Here is a 20129-nt window from a genome sequence, read left to right as displayed (position 1 = left end):
ACCGCCGCTGACGCGGCCCCTCAGAACAGGCCGTCGACGTCGCGCCGCTTCCGCTCCTCGCGCTCGACGTGGTCCGCCAGCCGCGCGGCGATCTGCGGCCGCGCGTCGGGCGTCCGGAGGTACGCGAGCAGGAGCTCCGCGAAGCGGGTCCGCCCCGTCCCCCGCTCCGCCTCCGCGAGGTCGGCCCCGGCCGCGAGCGCCTCCGGGTCGCCGGGTTCGCCCGCCCCCGCCAGCGCCGGAGCCGCGAGCCGAGCGCCGGCGAGCGACAGCCCGTCGAAGCGCGGCGCGTCGCCGCCGACGCGGATCCGCGGCGTCCGACTCGCGTCCGCGTCTCCCGGGTCCGCCGCGAGCCGCTCCGCCCATTTCCGGACCGGATCCAGCGCCGCCCCGTGCGGGTCGGAGACGCCCTCCAGCGCGGCGACGGCGGTCTCCGCGCTCTCGACCGCTTCCGGGTCGCCGTCGACCGCGAGCCGCGTCGCCGCCGCGGTCGCGGCCAGTCCCCGGAGGAGTCGCTCGTCCTCGCCGCTCTCCTCGTCGGCCGACTCCGCCGTCGTCTCCCAGACGTCGCGCGCCGCGGAGACGTTCCCCTCGTTGAACAGCGCGGCCCCGGCGGTGAGCGCGGGCGGGGCGGTCGGTCGAGAGGCCGGATTCGTGTCGTCGCGAACTCGCCCGTCGTGACTGCCGGCGTCGCGATCGGTCACGGGTCTCGGTCGGTGGCGGCGACGCATAAATGGCGAGTTCGCCCGGTGGGGGAGTCAACGAGGGGCAAAGAGGCGTCGGCGGAGCGAACGAAGGCGTTAGTGGAGTCGAACGAAGGCGTTAGTAGAGTCGAACGAAGGCGTTAGTGGAGTCGAACGAAGGCGTCAGCGGAGTTGAGGGAGCGTCAGCGGGGTGGAGGTGGCGTCAGCGGGATGGTGCGGGCGTCGGCGGGGGCCGGCGGAGGGGTCAGCGGGGCGATCGGTGGGGCGCGCGGACTGTCAGGTCTCTCCGGCGCTCGCGTCGTCGGGCAGTCTGAGCGTCCGCCCGACCGCGTCCGGGTACCGTCGGTGGAGCGCCGCGCCGCCGATGCCGCCGAACAGCGCCGCGAGCGCGACCGCGGCCGCGACCGGGAACGAGAGCGCCCCGATCGTCAACACCGGCAGCGCCGCGAAGGCGACCGCAACGCCCGGGCTGGGGAGCGGCGTGGCCGGGTGCGGGCCCGCGTACGGGTGGGAGCGGACCGTGCGTCCGGGGGAGCGGGCTGTGCGTCTGGAGGGGTCGTGGTCTGTCGTCATCGTCGGTAGTGGATCGGCAGCGCGAGATCGTCGCGCCGCAGAGGGTCGGTTCGGCCGCCGAGAACGGTCTCTCGGGATTCACGGCGGCGGAGCGACGTCGGGGAGGCAGAAGACGGGGCTCGCCTCGGCGGGCGAGCCGGCCGTCCCCGCGCGGGGGTCACGCGGCGACGGCACCGAGGCGAGCGGCGACCGTCCCGCGGACCCGTCTCCCGACGCTCCGGCGGGGGGCGAACGTCGGAATGGGGTCGCGGACGGTCATGGGTTCGACCCGGCGGTGGGGGACCGACCGGGCGTGGGTTCACCGAGAACCGGAACCGAATTAATGGTTTCTCGTGTGTGCGGATCAATGTCGTGGGCGGTGCATCGCGTCGATCCGCCTCGCAAGCGGGCCGTCGCGTCGGCCCGCCGACCGCACCAGTACACTAACGAAGCCCGAGCCTGTACCAGTATCAGACGTGTCCAGCAGCCTACTGCCGGTGATCGCGGTGATACTCGTGTCGGGGCTCGCGGTACAGCTCCTCGCTCACCGGCTGCGGGTGCCGAGCGTCATCTTCTACCTCGCGATCGGCGTGGTGTTGGGGCCGGAGGTGCTGGGGCTCGTCACGCTGGAGACGTTCGGCGACGGGCTGGAGATCATCGTCGGGCTCAGCGTCGCGATCATCGTCTTCGAGGGGGCGTTCGCCCTCCGGATCGACCGGATCCGCCGGGCGTCGACGGTGTCGCTCCGGCTCGTGACGGTCAGCGCGATCGTGATGTTCCTCGGGACCGCGGCCGCGGTCCGGGCGTTCACCGACGGCACGTGGGAGGTCGCGCTGCTGATCGGCGCGCTGCTCGTGGCGACGGGGCCGACGGTCATCACCCCGATCCTCAACGTGGTCCGGGTCCGGGACCACGTCGCGACCGCGTTAGAGACGGAGGGGATCGTCAACGACGTGACCGCCGCGATCGTCGCGGTCGTGATATTCGAGACGCTGCTGCTCGACGACCTCGGCGTCCCCGCGACGGTGCTGTCCTTCCTCCAGCGGTTCGGCGTGGGGGTCGCCGCCGGGCTGCTCGCCACCGTCGTCATCTACGTGCTGCTGGACAGCGACCTCGTGCCGGAACGCGACGTTCAGGCGTCGCAGTTCCTCGTGCTGGCGGCCGCGATCGGGTCGTTCGCGGCCGCAGAGGCCGTCGCCGCGGAGGCGGGCATCGCGGCGGCGGCGACGAGCGGAATCCTCCTTGGGAACCTCGGGCTGGACAACAGAGAGGAGATCGAGTCGTTCGCGCAGAACACGACCACGATCGTCCTCTCGTTCGTGTTCATCTCGCTGGCCGCCCTGATCGACGTCGAGGCGATCGCCGGGCTCGGCGTCGGCGTGGTCGCGATCGTCGCCGTCATCATGCTCGTTCTGCGACCGCTGGGCGCGTTCGTCGCGACCCTCGGCGTCGAGCGGTTCACCCGCCCCGAGCGGCTGTTCATCGCGAGCGTCGGACCGCGGGGGATCATCCCGGCGAGCGTGGCGACGCTGTTCGCCATCGAACTGGAGCTGGCGGGCAGCGTCGCGGCCGGCGAACTGCTCGTCGGCACGGTGTTCGCGGTCATCTTCGCGACGGTCCTGATCGAGGCGGGGCTCGCGCGGCAGATCGGCGAGTACCTCGGAGTGTCACCAATGCGCACGATAATCATCGGCGGGGGCCGGGTCGGCCAGGCGCTCGCCACGCGACTGGAGAACAGGGGCGAGTACGTCGTGGTCGTCGAGTCGGACCCGGAGGTCGTCGAACGAGCGCGTGCGGACGGGTTCACCGTCTACGAGGGCGACGGCAGCGACACGGAGACGCTCCGCGAGGCGAACGTCGAGGACGCGAAGCGGCTCATCACCACGACGAGCGACGACGACATCAACCTCCTCACGTGTCAGCTCGCTATTACCAAGTTCGACGTCGAATCCGTCTACTCCCGGGTGAACGATCCGGACAACGTCGACGCCTTCGACAGCATGGGCGTGAAGGGCATCGACGCCTCGACGGCGACCGCGGTGGCGATCGACGACGAGATCGAGCGGCCGGCGCTCACCCACTGGATGAACGAACTCGGCGACAACCACGACGTCCAGGAGGTCGAGGTGACCTCCCAGAAGCTCGCGGGCAAGACCATTCGCGACCTCAACGCGCAGATCCCCGACGGCACGTTCGTCGCCGTCGTGAGCCGTGACGGCGAGAACCACGTTCCCACGGCCGACAGCGTCCTCGAAATCGGCGACCACGTGACGTTTATCGGCGACACCGACGCGGTCCGCCGCGCCATGGACCGGTTCCACCCGCACGATTAGATCGGAAACCGAGTGACCCCATCCGGAGACGCTCCGACGCCCCTGTACCTCGCGACTGAGACCGCCGAAGCCCCAGTCGGGAGGCGGACGCACGCTCGTTGCGCTCCTCGGTCGGTCGCTTCCGCTCCCTCGCTGCGGTGCTTACGTCCCCCGCGTCCGCCTCCCGACTGCCCCTTCGAGTCCCGCCCCGCACGGCGACCGCACCTCATACCTCCCCAGCCTCGTCGGCGGCTCCCGATGGTCGCCGCCGACTCCCTCGCGCGTGCTGACTCGCGGCCTGCCGGCCGCTCGCAGGCACGCGCCACCGATTCTCACACCTCTAGCGCTGGCTCCGAGTTTCCCCACACTTTCGACACGGAAGCCCTCGCTACGCTCGTCGTCTGGTGTGTCCGAAAACGTCCTGACGGAGTCCTGCGCGAGCGAAGCGAGCGCAGGGCACGTCAGGACTGAACGCAGCGGCTATCGAACGGAGTGAGACAGCCGCAAAGTGAACGTCCTGACGGAGATTTGAACTCCGGTCCCTGGCTCCGCAAGCCAAGAGGATAGTCCACTACCCTATCAGGACTCATCTCTACGTACCGCGGTAGAACTTAAGACCGTTACGGTCCGGCGGCCGCGTGCCTCCGGTCCGCACGCATCCCCCGGCGCTGGATGAACACCTTTTGTATCGAGGGGCCCCCATGAACGCCCATGAGACGCCTTCGAGCCGCGACCGCCGCCCGCGTCGGTCGCCCCGCCGGCCGCCCGGGATCCGGCACGAACCCCGGCCAACGGCAACGCTTATGCGCGAACTCGCCGACCACGGAGGTACGCGTATGGGAGCCATAGAGGAGGTGTACGAGGACCTCGACACCGACGTCGAGTTCGAGGAGTTCGAGGCCGCGGTCGAGGACAAAGTCGAGCAGATGGGCGGGCTGGCGGACGAGGAGACCGCCGCGATGCTCATCGCGCACGAGCTGCGCGACGAGGAGGCCGACACCATCGCCGACATCGAACCGGGGATGAACGAGGTGAAGTTCCTCGGGAAGGTGACCGCCATCGGCGAGGTCCGGACGTTCGAGCGCGACGACGAGGAGGCCGAGGAGGGCCGCGTCTGTAACGTCGACGTGGCGGACGCCTCCGGCTCCGTCCGGGTCGCGCTGTGGGACGACATGGCCGCGGCTGCGGAGGAGGAACTGGAAGTCGGACAGGTCCTCAGGGTGATGGGTCGCCCGAAAGAGGGATACAGCGGCCTCGAGGTGAGCGCCGACAAGGTCGAACCCGACGAAGACGCCGAGGTCGACGTACAGGTGCTCGACACGTACCAGGTCGAGGACCTCACGCTCGGCGCGTCCGACGTCGACCTTGTCGGACAGGTGCTCGACACCGACTCGATCCGGACGTTCGACCGCGACGACGGCAGCGAGGGCCGGGTCGCCAACCTCACCGTCGGCGACGAGACGGGTCGCGTCCGCGTCACGCTGTGGGACGGCAAGGCCGACCTCGCCGAGGAGTTCGAGGCGGGCGAGGTCGTCGAGGTCGGCGACGGATACGTCCGCGAGCGCGACGGCGACTTGGAGCTTCACGTCGGCGACCGCGGCACGGTCGAGCGCGTCGACGAGGACGTCGAATACGTCCCGGAGACGACCGACATCGCCGACCTCGAGATCGACCAGACGGTCGACATCGCCGGCGGCGTCATTGAGACGGACCCGAAGCGGACGTTCGACCGCGACGACGGCAGCGAGGGGCAGGTCCGCAACGTCCGGATCAAAGACGAGACGGGGGAGATCCGCGTCGCGCTGTGGGGCGACAAGGCCGACCGCGACATCGATCTGGCCGATCGCGTCGTCTTCACCGACGTCGAGATTCAGGACGGCTGGCAGGACGACCTGGAGGCGTCCGCGAACTGGCGCTCGACCGTCTCCGTCCTCGACGGCGAGAGCGAGGCGGCCGCCGGCACCGCAGGCGGGACGGCGGGGGCCGGTGCCGGCGGGGACGGTGCCGGCGGTGACGGTCGCGGCGCGGACGAGACCGGGCTCGGTGCCTTCGCCGAGGACGGACAGAAAGCGGCCGCCGAGGCAGTCGCCGGCGAGTCCGGCGACGACGGGAGCGGCGCGAGCGGCGGCGCTGCGGCCGCGACGACCGACCGGTCGGCCGCGGACGTCGAGTTCACCGGGACGGTGGTCCAGACGGGAGACCCCGTCGTGCTCGACGACGGGACCCAGACGAAGACCGTCGACACCGACGCGAGCCTCCGGCTCGGCGAGGAGATAACGGTCCGCGGTCCCGAGCGCGACGGCACCATCGACGCGGACGAGGTCTTCTGACGCCGCCGGCCCGGGATCCGGCGGGGATGCGGCTAACGGAAAGCGTTATACGACACACGGACGCGTCTGTGTGTATGAGTGTCGAGTTGCCGTTCGCGCCGGTCGACGGCATAATCCGGCGGAACGCGGGGGAACTCCGCGTCAGCGCGGACGCCGCCGAGGAGCTGGCCCGGCGGATCCAGACGCACGGCGCGGAACTGGCCGTCGACGCGGCCGAGCGCGCGACCGCGGACGGTCGGAAAACGCTGATGGCGGCGGACTTCGGCGTCGAGCAGGTCGTCAGCCGCGAGGACCTCACGCTGCCGGTCGCCCCCATCGATCGGATCGCTCGACTCCGGATCGACGACCGCTATCGCGTCGGCGTCGACGCGCGGATCGCGCTGGCCGACATCCTAGAGGACTACGCGAACAACGTCGCGAGCGCGGCGGCGACGCTGGCCCGCCACGCGGACCGACGGACGGTACAGGCCGAGGACATCGAGACGTACTTCGCGCTGTTCGAGTAGATGCGGTTCGGCTACAGCGAGCGGTGTCTCGAACACGACACCGGCGAGCGGCACCCGGAGAATCCGGACCGACTCCGCGCGATCCGCCGCGGGCTCACGAAGCGACACGGCGTCGAGTACGTCGAGGCGGACCCGGCCGAGAAGGCGGCGGTCACGGCCGTTCACGACGCCGGCTACGTCGACGAACTGGAGTCGTTCGTGGCCGACGGCGGCGGGAGCTGGGACCCCGACACCGTCGCCAGCGAGGGCACGTGGGACGCCGCGCTCACCTCCGCCGGGCTCGCGCAGTGGGCGGCCCGCGAGGCGATAGACGGGGCGAGCGGACGGCAGACGCCGTTCGCGATCGGTCGCCCCCCGGGCCATCACGCGGTCACCGGCGACGCGATGGGCTTCTGTTTCTTCAACAACGCCGCGGTCGCGGCCCAGACCGTCCTCGACGAGGACCTCGCCGACCGCGTCGCGATCTTCGACTGGGATGTCCACCACGGGAACGGCACGCAGGACATCTTCTACGACCGCGGCGACGTGTTCTACGCCTCGATCCACGAGGACGGCCTCTACCCGGACACGGGCGCGCTCGACGAGACCGGCGAGGGCGAGGGTGAGGGGACGACGGCGAACCTCCCGCTGGCGGCCGGCGCGGGCGACGCCGACTACCTGTACGCGGTCGACGAGGCCGTCGCCCCGGCCGTCGACCGGTTCGACCCCGATCTGGTGCTCGTCTCCGCGGGCTTCGACGCGCACCGGCACGACCCCATCTCGCGGATGCGCGTCTCCTCCGAGGGGTACGCCCTGTTGACCGACCGGATCCGGACGCTCGCGAGCGACGCCGACGCGGCCGACGCGTACGTCCTCGAAGGCGGATACGGACTCGACACGCTCGCCGAGGGCGTCTCGATGGTCCACGAGACGTACGACGGACGGACCCCCGTCGACACCGACGAGGAACCGGACGAGAAGACGGAGGCGCTCGTCGACGACCTCCGGTCGGAACTGGACCTGTAGCTCGGAGTCGGCAGATCGCCGCTCGTCGCCGTCGCTCTTCGCTCGTCGTCGGCGTCGACAAGAAACGCCCGGAGCGGGATTTGAACCTGAATCGGACGTGCTCGCTCACGGCTTGCGGCTTCGCCGCTCGCTTTTCGAGGCGCTCGCTTCGCTCGCGCCTCGCACCGTTCGCTCGTCCTCAGATTCAAATCCCTTCGGCGTGGTTCCGTTTCGACCGGACTCGCGGTTCGCGATGCTCACCGCTCGCCGGTCGGTCGGAACGAGAACGAACGCCCGGAGCGGGATTTGAACCTCAATCGTTTCGCTCGCTACGCTCGCTTCACTCTCTGGTTCAAATCCCTCATCTGGGTTCGTCGACGCCGGAACTCGCTCGTCGCTATCGCTCCTCGCTCGTCGTCGGCGTCGACAAGAAACGCCCGGAGCGGGATTTGAACCCGCGTCACGACCGTGACAGGGTCGTATGATGGGCCACTACACCATCCGGGCAAACAGCGACAGCGCCCCGAAACGGGGGACGCCCGGAGCGGGATTTGAACCCGCGTCACGACCGTGACAGGGTCGTATGATGGGCCACTACACCATCCGGGCTTGTCGCATCAGTTCGTACCCCTGTCTGGCAAATAAGGCTTGTCATCCCCGACGAGGGTGGGGGTCAGTGACAGGAACTCTCGGATCGCGGACGGCGACAACGAGGGGTTTCGTCCGATATCCTTTTGTGGGAACCTCACGTGCGTGGGAGTGTCGAACGCCCCGGACCCGTGAGCGGCGCGCAGCGGCGCTTGGTAAGTCTTATGCCGCTGGCGTGAGTATGTATCTGTAGTATCTCGTGATAGCTTCTCCCCACCACCAGCACCCATGGTAGACGTAAGCCAACACGAACTCGTCCCGGACCACGTGCTTCTCGACGACCCCGAGGACGTCGAGGAGGTCCTGGCGGAGTACGACGTGAAGAAGACTGACTTACCGAAGATCAAACGCACGGATCCCGCGCTCCCCGACGAGGCCGAGGTCGGCGACGTGGTGAAAATCGTTCGAAACTCCCGCACGACCGACGAGGCGGTCGTGTACCGACTGGTCGTCTCATGAATAGGCAAGACCGACGCGTGGTTTCACGCGAATACTTCTCAGACGAACGGCTCGCCGAACACCACTTCCGCTCGTTCAACAACTTCCTGGACCGCGGCATGCAGGAGGTCGTCGACGAGAAGGAGACGATCGAGACGGACATCGGCGACAAGGAGGGGCAGGAGCCGGTGTACGTCGAGCTCGGCGACGTCCGGATGGTCACGCCGCGCGTCCGCGAGGCCGACGGCTCCGAGGAGCTGCTCTACCCGCAGGAGGCCCGCCTGCGGAACATCACCTACTCCGCGCCCGTGTTCATGGAGATGTCCATCGTGCGCGGCGGCGAGGACGAGCCGGAACAGGTCGTCGACACGACCGAGACCAAGGTCGGTCGGATGCCGATCATGGTCGGCTCGAACAAGTGTAACATGGCGGGCTTCTCCGACGAGGAGCTCATCGACATCGGCGAGGACCCCGTCGACCCCGGCGGCTACTTCATCGTCAACGGCTCCGAGCGCGTGCTGATGACCTCGGAGGACCTCGCGCCGAACAAGATCCTCGCCGAGTACGACTCGAAGTACGGCGACGAGATCCAGGTCGCGAAGACGTTCTCTCAGCGCCGCGGCTACCGCGCGCTGGTGCTCTGTGAGCGCAACCGCGAGGGGCTGCTCGAAGTGTCGTTCCCGTCCGTCTCGGGCTCGATCGACTTCGTGACGCTCGTCCGCGCGCTCGGACTGGAGTCGGACGAGGAGATCGTCCACCGCGTCTCGGACGACCCCGAGATCGTGAAGTTCATGCTGGAGAACTTAGAGGAGGCCTCGGTCCAGACGACCGAGGAGGCCATCGAGACCCTCGGCGAGCGCGTCGCCTCCGGACAGGGGAAGAACTACCAGCTCAAGCGGGCGAACTACGTCATCGACCGCTACCTCCTCCCGCACCTCCACGAGGAGGGCGTCGAGGAGGAGGACGTGCGGATCAACAAGGCGTACTACCTCTGCCGCATGGCCGAGGCGTGCTTCGAGCTCGCCTTGGACCGCCGCGAGGCCGACGACAAGGACCACTACGCGAACAAGCGCCTGAAGGTCTCGGGCGACCTGATGCGCGACCTGTTCCGCACCGCACTCAACAAGCTGGCGCGCGACGTGAAGTACCAGCTCGAACGCGCGAACATGCGGAACCGGCAGCTCACCGTCAACACGGTTGTCCGCTCGGACGTGCTGACCGAGCGGCTCGAACACCCGATCGCGACGGGGAACTGGGTCGGCGGACGCTCGGGCGTCTCGCAGCTCGTCGACCGGACGGACTACATGGGCGTGCTCTCGCACCTCCGGCGGCTCCGGTCGCCGCTGTCGCGGTCGCAGCCGCACTTCGAGGCGCGGGACCTCCACGCGACCCAGTGGGGTCGCATCTGCCCCTCCGAGACCCCGGAGGGACCGAACTGCGGGCTGGTGAAGAACTTCGCGCAGGCGATGGAGCTCTCCCAGACCGTCGAGGACGAACAGGGACTCAAACGAGAACTGGCGTCGATGGGTGTCGAGGGGATCCCCGGCATCGAGGGCGTCGAACGACAGACGGCGGACGACTAACATGGCACAAGCAGAACGCGAAGCGAAGGTGTACGTCAACGGGAGCCTCGTGGGCACCCACGAGAACCCGGACGAGCTCGCCGAACAGATCCGAGAGGCGCGCCGCCGCGGCGACGTGAGCGAGATGGTGAACGTCTCGGTGAAAGACCGGACCCGAGAGGTCATCGTCAACGCCGACGCGGGGCGGGCGCGACGCCCGCTCATCGTCGTCGAGAACGGTGAACCGCTCCTCGGCGACGAGGAGATCGAGGCGCTCGAACGCGGGGACGTCGAGTTCGAGGACCTCGTCGAGCGCGGCTACGTCGAGTTCATCGACGCCGAGGAGGAGGAGGACATCCTCGTCGCCGTCGACGAGGAGGACGTGACCGAGGACCACACGCACCTCGAGATCGACCCGCAGCTCGTGTTCGGCATCGGCGCGGGGATGATCCCGTACCCCGAGCACAACGCCTCTCCCCGCATTACGATGGGCGCGGGGATGATGAAGCAGTCGCTCGGACTCCCCTCGGCGAACTACCGGATCCGGCCGGACACGCGTCAGCACCTCCTCCACTACCCGCAGTTGGCGATGGTGAAGACGCAGACCTCCGACCAGATCAGCTTCGACAAGCGGCCGGCGGCGCAGAACTTCGTCGTCGCCGTGATGTCCTACGAGGGCTTCAACATCGAGGACGCGCTGGTGATGAACCAGGGCTCCGTCGACCGCGCGCTCACCCGCTCGCACTTCTTCCGGACCTACGAGGGCGAGGAGCGCCGGTACCCCGGCGGACAGGAGGACCGATTCGAGATCCCCGACCAGGACGTGCGCGGCGCTCGCGGCGAGGACGCGTACACCCACCTCGACGAGGACGGGCTCGTCAACCCCGAGACGAAGGTCGACGAGTCGTCGGTCCTGCTCGGCAAGACCAGCCCGCCGCGCTTCCTCGAAGAGCCCGACGACATGGGCGGGCTCTCCCCGCAGAAGCGCCGGGAGACCTCGGTGACGATGCGCTCGGGCGAATCGGGCGTCGTCGACACGGTGACGCTGATGGAGGGCGAGGACGGCTCCAAGCTCTCGAAAGTGAAGGTGCGCGACCAGCGCGTCCCCGAACTGGGCGACAAGTTCGCGTCCCGGCACGGACAGAAGGGCGTCGTGGGCCACCTCGCGCCCCAAGAGGACATGCCCTTCACCGAGGAGGGGGTCGTCCCCGACCTCGTGATGAACCCGCACGCGCTGCCGTCGCGGATGACGGTCGGCCACGTGCTGGAGATGCTCGGCGGGAAGGTCGGCTCCCTGCGCGGCTCGCGGGTCGACGGGACCCCGTTCCAGGGCGAAGACGAGGAGGAGCTCCGTGACGGACTGGAGGATCACGGGTTCAAGTCCTCCGGCAAGGAGGTCATGTACTCCGGCGTCACCGGCGAGAAGATCGATGCCGAGATCTTCGTCGGGACGATCTTCTACCACAAGCTGTACCACATGGTGTCGAACAAGCTCCACGCCCGCTCGCGCGGTCCGGTCCAGGTGCTCACGCGCCAGCCGACCGAGGGGCGCGCCCGCGAGGGCGGGCTGCGCGTCGGGGAGATGGAGCGCGACACGATCATCGGCCACGGCGCGTCGATGGTCCTCAACGAGCGGCTGCTGGAGTCCTCGGACGCCGAGACGGTCCACGTCTCCGCGGAGACGGGGCTCGTCGCCGTCGAGGACCGCGAGCAGCGCCGCGTGTACGACCCGGTGACTGGCGACGAGGACGACATCCACGAGCTGGAGGTCAGCTACGCGTTCAAGCTGCTGCTCGACGAGATGATCGCCCTGGGAATCCGACCGAAACTCGAACTGGAGGACGCGATTTAGATGTCAATGCAAACACCGAAAGTGCTCGGCGGGATCGACTTCGGACTCATGGACCCGGAGACGTACCGGGACATGTCCGCGACGAAGGTGATCACGGCCGACACGTACGACGACGACGGCTATCCGATCGACATGGGGCTGATGGACCCGCGACTGGGCGTCATCGACCCCGGACTTGAGTGCCGCACCTGCGGCTCCCACTCCGGCTCCTGTAACGGCCACTTCGGCCACATCGAGCTGGCCGCGCCGGTCATCCACGTCGGCTTCACGAAGCTCATCCGCCGGCTGCTCCGCTCGACGTGTCGGGAGTGCGGCCGACTGGCTCTGGACGACGCGCAGCGCGACGAGTTCCGGGACCGCTACGAGCGGGCGAAGGAGCTCGGCGACGACGAACACGACGTGCTGAAGGCGGCGGTCCGGCAGGCCCGGAAGGCGTCGACCTGTCCGTTCTGCGGCGAGCCGCAGGCGGACATCAAACACGAGAAGCCGACGACCTACTACGAGGTCCAGGACGTGCTCTCGGGCGACTACTCCGAGCGCATCGCGGCCGCGATGCAGCCCGACGAGGAGGAGGACGACCCGGGCACCTCGCCGCAGGAGCTGGCCGAGAAGACCGACATCGCCCTCGACCGGGTCAACGACATCATGGCCGGCGAGTTCCGCCCGCGCAAGGAGGACCGCCGCGCCATCGAGAAGGCGCTCGACGTGGACCTCACGGAGGAGGACATGAACAAGCTGATGCCCTCGGACATCCGCGACTGGTTCGAGGACATCCCGGACGAGGACCTGGAAGTCCTCGGCATCGACTCCGAGCACTCCCGCCCGGAGTGGATGATCCTGACGGTCCTTCCGGTGCCGCCGGTCACCACGCGACCCTCCATCACGCTCGACAACGGCCAGCGCTCCGAGGACGACCTCACGCACAAGCTGGTCGACATCATCCGGATCAACCAGCGGTTCATGGAGAACCGCGAGGCGGGTGCCCCGCAGCTGATCATCGAGGACCTCTGGGAGCTGCTCCAGTACCACGTCACCACGTTCGTCGACAACGAGATCAGCGGGACCCCGCCGGCGCGACACCGCTCCGGCCGTCCCCTCAAGACCCTCAGCCAGCGGCTGAAGGGCAAGGAGGGTCGCTTCCGCGGGTCGCTGTCCGGCAAGCGCGTCAACTTCTCCGCCCGGACCGTCATCTCGCCGGACCCGACGCTGTCGCTGAACGAGGTCGGCGTTCCGGACCGGGTCGCCAAGGAGATGACCCAGACGCTCAACGTCACCGAACGCAACGTCGACGAGGCGCGCCAGTACGTCCGGAACGGGCCTGAGGCCCACCCCGGAGCCAACTACGTGCGCCGCCCCGACGGTCGCCGGCTGAAGGTGACCGAGAAGAACTGCGAGGAGCTCGCCGAGAAGGTCGAGCCGGACTGGGAGGTGAATCGCCACCTCGTGGACGGCGACATCGTGATCTTCAACCGGCAGCCCTCGCTGCACCGGATGTCCATCATGGCCCACGAGGTCGTGGTGATGCCGTACAAGACGTTCCGGCTCAACACCGTCGTCTGTCCGCCGTACAACGCCGACTTCGACGGCGACGAGATGAACATGCACGCGCTCCAGAACGAGGAGGCCCGCGCCGAGGCGCGCGTCCTCATGCGCGTACAGGAACAGATTCTGAGCCCCCGCTTCGGCGGGAACATCATCGGCGCGATCCAGGACCACATCTCCGGCACGTACCTGCTCACCAATTCGAACCCCGAGTTCTCGGAGACGCAGGCGCTGGACCTGCTGCGCGCGACCCGCGTCGACGAGCTGCCCGAGGCGGACGGCGTCGACGACGACGGCCGCGAGTTCTGGACCGGTCGGACGCTGTTCTCGGAGCTGCTCCCCGACGACCTGGACCTCTCGTTCACCTCCTCGGCGGGCGACAGCGTCGTCATCGAGGACGGCCAGCTGATCGAGGGGACCATCGACGAGGACGCGGTCGGCGCGTTCGGCGGCGAGGTCGTCGACACGCTCACGAAGGAGTACGGCGAGACGCGCTCGCGCGTGTTCATCAACGAGATCGCGTCGCTGGCGATGCGCGCGATCATGAACTTCGGGTTCTCGATCGGGATCGACGACGAGTCGATCCCGCCGGAGGCCGAAGAGCAGGTCGACGACGCCATCGAGAGCGCTTACGACCGCGTTCAGGAGCTGATCGCGACCTACGAGGCCGGCGAGCTGGAATCGCTCCCCGGCCGCGGCGTCGACGAGACGCTGGAGATGAAGATCATGCAGACGCTCGGGAAGGCCCGCGACTCGGCGGGTGAGATCGCGGACCAGCACTTCGGCGACGACAACCCGGCGGTCGTGATGGCCCGCTCGGGCGCGCGTGGCTCGATGCTGAACCTGACGCAGATGGCCGGCTCCGTCGGCCAGCAGGCGGTCCGCGGCGAGCGGATCAACCGCGGCTACGAGGACCGGACGCTCTCGCACTACCGGCCGAACGACCTCTCCTCGGAGGCGCACGGCTTCGTGGAGAACTCCTACCGCGGCGGGCTCACCCCCGAGGAGTTCTTCTTCCACGCGATGGGCGGCCGCGAGGGGCTCGTCGACACGGCGGTCCGGACCTCCAAGTCCGGCTACCTCCAGCGCCGGCTCATCAACGCGCTCTCCGAACTGGAGGCGCAGTACGACGGCACGGTCCGGGACACCTCGGGCCGGATCGTCCAGTTCGAGTTCGGCGAGGACGGCACTTCGCCGGTGAAGGTCTCCTCGGGCGAGGAGGACGGCATCGACGTCGACGGCATCGTCGACCGCGTCGTCGACGCCGAGTTCGAGTCCAGCGAGGAGAAGGAGCGGTTCCTCGGCGAGCGCGAGCCGCCGACGAACCTCTCGGAGCACGCCGGGCCGGGCCTGAACAAGGCCGCGGAACTGGAGGTGGAGTCGGATGACTGAGTACGACCACGTCACCGACGACATGGAGGCGGTCGTCGAGGCGACCGAGCTCCCCCGACGGCTCAAGGAGAAGGTGTACGCGGCGCTCGACCGCAAGGCCGAGGAGACCGGCGAGGTCACCATCGAGCAGGCGACCGACATCGTCGAGGGCGTCCGGAACCGCTACGAGCAGACCCGGGTCGACCCCCTCGACCCGGTCGGGACGGTCTCGGCGCAGTCGATCGGCGAGCCCGGGACGCAGATGACGATGAACACGTTCCACTACGCCGGCGTCGCCGAGATCGACGTCACGCAGGGGCTGCCGCGGCTCATCGAGCTCGTGGACGCCCGGAAGACGCCGGACACGCCGATGATGACGGTGTACCTCGAAGACGAGTACGCGACCGACCGCGAGAAGGCCCACGAGGTCGTCTGGTCGATCGAGGCGACGCGCATCCTCGCGCTCGGCGACGTGTCGACGAACGTCGCGGACATGCTGGTCCGGATCGACCTGAACGACGACACGCTCTTGGAGCGGTGGCCCACCCACTCGAACCCCTCCGAGATCGCGGAGATCATCGCCGAGACGATCGAGGACGCGCTCGGCGTCGACGCCCGGCAGTCGGGCACCGTGATCGAGTTCGGCCCCAACGAGCCGAGCTACCGCGAACTGCTCCAGCTCGTCGAGCGGCTCCGGGAGATCGTGTTCAAGGGCATCGAGGAGATCGAACGCGTCGTCATCCGTAAAGAGGAGATCGACGGCGACGAGGAGTTCGTCCTCTACACCGAGGGGTCGGCGTTCGGCGACACCCTCGCGATCGAGGGCGTCGACGCCTCCCGGTCGACCTGTAACAACATCCACGAGATCTACCGGAACCTCGGCGTCGAGGCGGCCCGGGAGACGATCATCGACGAGACGAAGAACACGCTCGAAGAGCAGGGGCTCGACGACGTGAACGTCCGGCACCTGATGCTCGTCGCGGACATCATGACGAACAACGGCGAGATCGAGTCGATCGGCCGGCACGGCATCTCCGGCAACAAGGACTCGGTGCTCGCGCGGGCGGCGTTCGAGGTGACGGTGAACCACCTGCTCGACGCCGCCGTCCACGGCGAGTACGACGAGCTCGACGGCGGCATCGAGAACGTCATCGCCGGCAAACCCATCTCGATGGGGACCGGCGACGTCGACCTCCGGATGGGGTCGCGCGTCGCGGGCGACGACTAATGCGCGTCGAGCTCTCCGACGAGGCGCGGCGGTACATCGGTCGGTTCGACGAGCTGACCGGCGTCACGCCGACCGACTGCCTCGTGGAGGGCGACCGCCTCGTGTTCGTGGTGCCCGCGGGCGAGATGGCGGCCGCGATCGGACAGGGCGGCGAGACCGTCGCGGAGGCCGAACGCCGACTCGCGAAGTCGATCGAACTGGTCGAGGACGCGGACACGGCCGAGGCGTTCGTCGCGAGCACGCTCGCCCCGGCGGCGGTCAACGCCGTCACCATCTCCGAGCAGAACGACCGCGTGGCGTACGTCGAGGTCCCCGAGGCGGACCGCGGCGTCGCCATCGGCGCGGACGGGGCGAACATCGAGACCGCCCGTCGGCTCGCCGAGCGGCACTACGACGTCGACGACGTCCAGTTGACCTGACGCGCGTCGTTGGGCTGACCCGACCGGCGTCCCGTTCCTCCGCCGCCCGCGACAGCGGCGGACCTTTCGGGGATCGACTTTTCACGAGTAAACCGCACGAACGACGACATCTCGCGCCGGTTTATCGCCTCAACGTGGTTTTGCGTCCGTCGTTCGATCCGCGAAACGCCCTCAGATTCCGCAAGCGGTACCTCTCGGCCGATCTGAGGGCGTTTCGCGGCGGAGAAAGACGACGCTTAAGTAGCTCCGTTCGGAAGTAGACGTACGATGGCGAACGGCAAGTACGCGGCCCGTAAGCTCAAAAAGGACCGGCAGAAGCGCCGCTGGTCCGACTCCGAGTACGCTCGGCGCGAGCGCGGGCTCAAAAAGAAGTCCGACCCCCTGGAGGGTGCCCCGCAGGCGCGCGGCATCGTCCTAGAGAAGGTCGGCATCGAGGCAAAGCAGCCGAACTCGGCGATCCGAAAGTGCGTCCGGGTTCAGCTCATCAAAAACGGGAAGCAGGTCACCGCGTTCTGTCCCGGTGACGGCGCGATCTCGTTCATCGACGAACACGACGAGGTCACGATCGCCGGGATCGGCGGCGCGAAGGGTCGCGCGATGGGCGACCTCTCCGGCGTCAACTACAAGGTCGAGAAGGTCAACGGCGTGTCGATGATCGAACTGGTTCGCGGCAACGCGGAGAAACCGGTCAGATGAGCGGTGAGGAGACCGAGGCGGCGTCCGACGAGGACGTCGCCGCCGACGAGCCGGACCCGGACGCGCCCGCCTCCAGCGAGGCCGCAAACGAGAACGCCAAGCTGTTCGGCGTCTGGGACGTCACCGAGATCGCCTACGAGGATCCGTCCACGAAGCGGTACATGACGGTGACGCCCATCGCTCACACGATGGGCCGCCACGCGTCCAAGCAGTTCAAGAAGTCCGAAATCTCGCTGGTCGAGCGGCTGATCAACCGCCTGATGCAGACCGACGAGAACACGGGCAAGAAGCAGCAGGCGACCCGGATCGTCCGCGACGCCTTCGACATCGTCCACGATCGGACCGAGGAGAACCCGGTCCAGATCCTCGTGACGGCCGTCGAGAACGCAGCGCCCCGCGAGGAGACCGTCCGCCTGAAGTACGGCGGCATCTCCGTCCCGAAGGCGGTCGACGTCGCGCCCCAGCGCCGCGTCGATCAGGCGCTGCTTTTCATCTCCGACGGCGTTGCCAGCGCGACGTACAAGTCGACGACCTCGGCCGCCGAGGCGCTCGCGAACGAGCTGATCGCCGCCGCCGACTACGACGTCGAGGGCTCCTACTCCATCTCGCAGAAGGAGGAGCGCGAACGCGTCGCCGCCGCGGCCCGCTGACGTCGGACCGACCGACGGGCCGTTTCTTTCCGATTCGCTACACCGACCACCGACGGGTCCGTCGCGGTCGCCTCGCGGGGCGCGTGGGTCGGCGAGAGCGGCGACCCCGGCGTCACCGCTGGCGACGACTGAAAAAACGGGAAAATCTGTTTTCGGCTCGGGCGGTCGGCGTCGGCCGTGCTCAGTCGTCGGCCGGTGCCGCGCCGGAGCCGTCGTCCGCGTGCTGCTGTTTGACCCACGAGAGCTTGCCGCCGGCCGCGAGGATGTCGCGCTCGCGCTCGGAGGCGTCGAGGTCGGCGGTGAACTCCCACTCGCCGTTGACGCTCACGGTGAACTCCTCCTGCCCGGAGCGGACGCCCGCGGGCACGTCGTCGACGATCGCGAGGTCGTCGCCCTGGTCGATCCGCTCGTACGTCTCCTCGTCGATCGCCAGCGGGACGATCCCGAAGTTGAACAGGTTCGCCTTGTGGATGCGGGCGAAGCTCTGCGCGAACACCGCCTCGATGCCGAGGTACATCGGACAGAGGGCGGCGTGTTCCCGCGAGGAGCCCTGCCCGTAGTTCTCGCCGGCCACGAGGACGCCGCCGTCGGCGGCGAGCGCGCGCTCGGCGAACGTGTCGTCGACGCGCGAGAGCGTGAACTCGGAGAGCTTCTCGATGTTCGAGCGGAACTTCAGGATGTCCGCCGTCGCCGGGATGATGTGGTCGGTGGTGATGTTGTCCTCCATCTTGAGGAGGGCCTCACCGCCGTCCACGTCGATCCCGTCTTTCAGCGGCACGTCCCCGATGTTCGGGCCCTTGACGAGCCCGTCGTCGATCGCCTCGTCGGGCGAGATGATGTCGGAGTCGTCCTGCCCCATGCCGGGCCCGTACTTCGTCCCCATCTCCAGGCCGGGGGCCTCGAGGTCGCCGAGCTCGTCCGCGAGGTCGCGGGGGTCGACGATCTCGCCGGTGATGGCCGCCGCGGTGGCGACCTCGGGCGAGCAGAGGAAGACGGAGTCGTCCTCGATGCCGGAGCGACCCTCGAAGTTGCGGTTGAAGGTGCGCAGCGAGACGGAGTCGGAGGCGGGCACGTGACCGATGCCGATACACGCGCCGCAGGTCGCCTCGGAGAAGTTGACGCCGGCCGCCATCATCTCCGCGGTCCAGCCCTCGCGGGCCAGCATCTCGGACGCCTGCTTCGAGCCGGGCGCGACGATCATCTCGGTCTGCTTGGCGACCTCGCGGTCCTCCAGCATCTTCGCGCTGGGGAGGATGTCCTCGTAGGCACCGTTGGTACAGGAGCCGACGATGACCTGCTCGACGTCAGTTCCCTCGTACTCGCTGACGGGGGCGACGTTGTCGGGCATCGAGGGCGCGGCCACGAGCGGTTCGAGCTCGCTTAAGTCGACCTCGACCGTCTCGGCGTACTCCGCGTCGTCGTCGGGCTGGAGGTCGACGTACTCCTCCTCGCGGTCCTGGCGCGCGAGCCAGTCTTTCGTCTTCTCGTCGGTCGCGAAGATCGAGGAGGTCGCGCCCAGCTCGGTGCCGAGGTTCGTGATCGTGGTGCGCTCGGGGATCGAGAGCTTCTCGGCTCCCGGTCCGGTGTACTCGAAGATCTTGCCCACGCCGCCCTTGACGGTCAGCTCGCCGAGGAGGTGAAGCGCGATGTCCTTGGCGGTCGCCCACTCGGGGAGCTCGCCTTCGAGGTGGACGTTGACGACCTCAGGCATCTCGACGTAGTAGGGGCCGCCGCCCATCGCGACGGCGATGTCGAGGCCGCCCGCGCCGATCGCGAGCTGGCCGAGCCCGCCGGGCGTCGGCGTGTGCGAGTCGGAGCCGAGCAGCGTCTTGCCGGGCGCTGCGAAGTTCTCCTTGTGGACCTGGTGGCAGATCCCGTTGCCGGGGCGGGAGAAGTACGCGCCGTACGTGCCCGCCGCCGAGCGGAGGAACCGGTGGTCGTCGGTGTTCTTGAAGTCGAACTGGTACGTCTGGTGGTCGCAGTACTGCGCGGCCAGCTCCGTCTGGACCTCGTCCATCTCCAGCGCCTCGAACTGGAGCCACACCATCGTCCCCGTCGTGTCCTGCGTCAGCACCTGGTCGATCTCGATGCCGATCTCCTCGCCGGGCGTCAACTCGCCCTCGACGAGATGGTCATCGAGGATCTTCTCCGTAATAGTCTGTTCCATAGTATCCGCAGGTGGACTTTCTACGATTATAAATCCGCGTGTTTCTGGACCGGTAGATTCGCCTAATACGCGCCCTCAGACCTTATTTGATGCGTGCCATCACAACACACAACGGCGGGCGTTCGGTGGGTCGAGCCGTCCCGGCCGGCGACGGGGAGGGACGGCAGAACG

General features: G+C 68.4%; 15 protein-coding genes and 3 tRNA genes. 12 read left to right on the top strand and 6 right to left on the bottom strand.

Annotation, left to right across the window (positions count from 1 at the left end; translation table 11 throughout):
- Positions 1–20: 20 nt before the first annotated feature.
- Both NAF06_RS05105 and NAF06_RS05100 read right to left on the bottom strand, forming a co-directional pair.
- A complete protein-coding gene (locus NAF06_RS05105; protein WP_008582802.1) occupies positions 21–701 on the bottom strand; it encodes a hypothetical protein in 681 nt (226 codons plus the stop codon).
- 276 nt (positions 702–977) lie between these two features.
- Positions 978–1274: a hypothetical protein gene (locus tag NAF06_RS05100; RefSeq protein WP_152418731.1), complete on the bottom strand. Its 297-nt coding sequence runs from the start codon at positions 1272–1274 to the stop codon at positions 978–980.
- Positions 1275–1750: 476 nt separating this feature from the next.
- Between NAF06_RS05100 and NAF06_RS05095 the strand changes: the two genes are divergently transcribed.
- Positions 1751–3586: a cation:proton antiporter domain-containing protein gene (locus NAF06_RS05095; protein ID WP_008582801.1), complete on the top strand. Its 1836-nt coding sequence runs from the start codon at positions 1751–1753 to the stop codon at positions 3584–3586.
- Positions 3587–4078: 492 nt separating this feature from the next.
- Here the strand turns inward: NAF06_RS05095 and NAF06_RS05090 are convergent.
- Positions 4079–4151: transfer RNA gene (locus NAF06_RS05090), tRNA-Arg, on the bottom strand.
- A 250-nt stretch (positions 4152–4401) separates the two neighbouring features.
- On the opposite strand from NAF06_RS05090, the gene NAF06_RS05085 reads away from it, so the two are divergent.
- The 3 genes from NAF06_RS05085 (at position 4402) to NAF06_RS05075 (ending at position 7406) form a co-directional block, all read left to right on the top strand.
- Positions 4402–5895: a single-stranded DNA binding protein gene (locus tag NAF06_RS05085; protein WP_008582800.1), complete on the top strand. Its 1494-nt coding sequence runs from the start codon at positions 4402–4404 to the stop codon at positions 5893–5895.
- Positions 5896–5969: 74 nt separating this feature from the next.
- Positions 5970–6401, top strand: a complete 432-nt coding sequence (locus tag NAF06_RS05080) for a histone (protein WP_008582799.1) — start codon at positions 5970–5972, stop codon at positions 6399–6401.
- Complete coding sequence (locus NAF06_RS05075; RefSeq protein ID WP_008582798.1) at positions 6402–7406, top strand: histone deacetylase family protein; 1005 nt, start codon at positions 6402–6404, stop codon at positions 7404–7406.
- Between the two features lie 413 nt (positions 7407–7819).
- Here the strand turns inward: NAF06_RS05075 and NAF06_RS05070 are convergent.
- A tRNA-Asp gene (locus NAF06_RS05070) sits at positions 7820–7892 on the bottom strand.
- Positions 7893–7921: 29 nt separating this feature from the next.
- Positions 7922–7994, bottom strand: a tRNA-Asp gene (locus tag NAF06_RS05065).
- Positions 7995–8261: 267 nt separating this feature from the next.
- On the opposite strand from NAF06_RS05065, the gene NAF06_RS05060 reads away from it, so the two are divergent.
- The 8 genes from NAF06_RS05060 (at position 8262) to NAF06_RS05025 (ending at position 17791) form a co-directional block, all read left to right on the top strand.
- Positions 8262–8492, top strand: a complete 231-nt coding sequence (locus tag NAF06_RS05060) for a DNA-directed RNA polymerase subunit H (RefSeq protein ID WP_006629282.1) — start codon at positions 8262–8264, stop codon at positions 8490–8492.
- Complete coding sequence (locus NAF06_RS05055) at positions 8489–10054, top strand: DNA-directed RNA polymerase subunit B'' (protein WP_008582793.1); 1566 nt, start codon at positions 8489–8491, stop codon at positions 10052–10054. The genes NAF06_RS05060 and NAF06_RS05055 overlap by 4 nt, the downstream gene beginning before the upstream one ends.
- 1 nt (position 10055) lies before the next feature.
- Positions 10056–11885, top strand: a complete 1830-nt coding sequence (gene rpoB, locus NAF06_RS05050; protein ID WP_008582792.1) for a DNA-directed RNA polymerase subunit B — start codon at positions 10056–10058, stop codon at positions 11883–11885.
- Positions 11886–11891: 6 nt separating this feature from the next.
- Complete coding sequence (locus NAF06_RS05045; protein WP_049908662.1) at positions 11892–14819, top strand: DNA-directed RNA polymerase subunit A'; 2928 nt, start codon at positions 11892–11894, stop codon at positions 14817–14819.
- Positions 14812–16026: a DNA-directed RNA polymerase subunit A'' gene (gene rpoA2, locus NAF06_RS05040; RefSeq protein WP_008582789.1), complete on the top strand. Its 1215-nt coding sequence runs from the start codon at positions 14812–14814 to the stop codon at positions 16024–16026. Before NAF06_RS05045 ends, rpoA2 begins: the two co-directional genes overlap by 8 nt.
- The gene (locus NAF06_RS05035; protein WP_008582787.1) at positions 16026–16445 is read left to right on the top strand and encodes a NusA-like transcription termination signal-binding factor; all 420 of its coding nucleotides are present in this window, start codon (positions 16026–16028) and stop codon (positions 16443–16445) included. Before rpoA2 ends, NAF06_RS05035 begins: the two co-directional genes overlap by 1 nt.
- A 267-nt stretch (positions 16446–16712) precedes the next feature.
- Positions 16713–17141 (top strand): 30S ribosomal protein S12, encoded by a 429-nt coding sequence (locus NAF06_RS05030; RefSeq protein WP_004599087.1) that lies wholly within the window; start codon positions 16713–16715, stop codon positions 17139–17141.
- Entirely contained in the window at positions 17138–17791 is a 654-nt protein-coding gene (locus NAF06_RS05025; protein WP_008582785.1) for a 30S ribosomal protein S7, read from the top strand. Before NAF06_RS05030 ends, NAF06_RS05025 begins: the two co-directional genes overlap by 4 nt.
- 181 nt (positions 17792–17972) lie before the next feature.
- On the opposite strand, the gene NAF06_RS05020 is transcribed toward NAF06_RS05025, so the two are convergent.
- On the bottom strand, positions 17973–19958 hold the full coding sequence (locus tag NAF06_RS05020) for an aconitate hydratase (RefSeq protein WP_008582782.1): 1986 nt from the start codon (positions 19956–19958) through the stop codon (positions 17973–17975).
- Between the last annotated feature and the right edge of the window lie 171 nt (positions 19959–20129).

Source organism: Halorubrum hochsteinianum, assembly GCF_023702125.1.
GTDB classification, from domain to species: Archaea; Halobacteriota; Halobacteria; order Halobacteriales; family Haloferacaceae; genus Halorubrum; species Halorubrum hochsteinianum.
Note: the sequence above shows the minus strand (reverse complement) of the source record. Positions and strands in the feature narration are given on the sequence as shown.

Excerpts from the sequence above, each read along its gene's own strand:
- NAF06_RS05100 (WP_152418731.1), bottom strand. The coding sequence starts at position 1,274 with ATGACGACAGACCACGACCCCTCCAGACGCACAGCCCGCTCCCCCGGA.
- NAF06_RS05085 (WP_008582800.1), top strand. The coding sequence starts at position 4,402 with ATGGGAGCCATAGAGGAGGTGTACGAGGACCTCGACACCGACGTCGAG.
- NAF06_RS05080 (WP_008582799.1), top strand. The coding sequence starts at position 5,970 with ATGAGTGTCGAGTTGCCGTTCGCGCCGGTCGACGGCATAATCCGGCGG.
- NAF06_RS05075 (WP_008582798.1), top strand. The coding sequence starts at position 6,402 with ATGCGGTTCGGCTACAGCGAGCGGTGTCTCGAACACGACACCGGCGAG.
- NAF06_RS05060 (WP_006629282.1), top strand. The coding sequence starts at position 8,262 with ATGGTAGACGTAAGCCAACACGAACTCGTCCCGGACCACGTGCTTCTC.
- NAF06_RS05055 (WP_008582793.1), top strand. The coding sequence starts at position 8,489 with ATGAATAGGCAAGACCGACGCGTGGTTTCACGCGAATACTTCTCAGAC.
- rpoB (WP_008582792.1), top strand. The coding sequence starts at position 10,056 with ATGGCACAAGCAGAACGCGAAGCGAAGGTGTACGTCAACGGGAGCCTC.
- NAF06_RS05045 (WP_049908662.1), top strand. The coding sequence starts at position 11,892 with ATGCAAACACCGAAAGTGCTCGGCGGGATCGACTTCGGACTCATGGAC.
- rpoA2 (WP_008582789.1), top strand. The coding sequence starts at position 14,812 with ATGACTGAGTACGACCACGTCACCGACGACATGGAGGCGGTCGTCGAG.
- NAF06_RS05035 (WP_008582787.1), top strand. The coding sequence starts at position 16,026 with ATGCGCGTCGAGCTCTCCGACGAGGCGCGGCGGTACATCGGTCGGTTC.
- NAF06_RS05030 (WP_004599087.1), top strand. The coding sequence starts at position 16,713 with ATGGCGAACGGCAAGTACGCGGCCCGTAAGCTCAAAAAGGACCGGCAG.
- NAF06_RS05025 (WP_008582785.1), top strand. The coding sequence starts at position 17,138 with ATGAGCGGTGAGGAGACCGAGGCGGCGTCCGACGAGGACGTCGCCGCC.
- NAF06_RS05020 (WP_008582782.1), bottom strand. The coding sequence starts at position 19,958 with ATGGAACAGACTATTACGGAGAAGATCCTCGATGACCATCTCGTCGAG.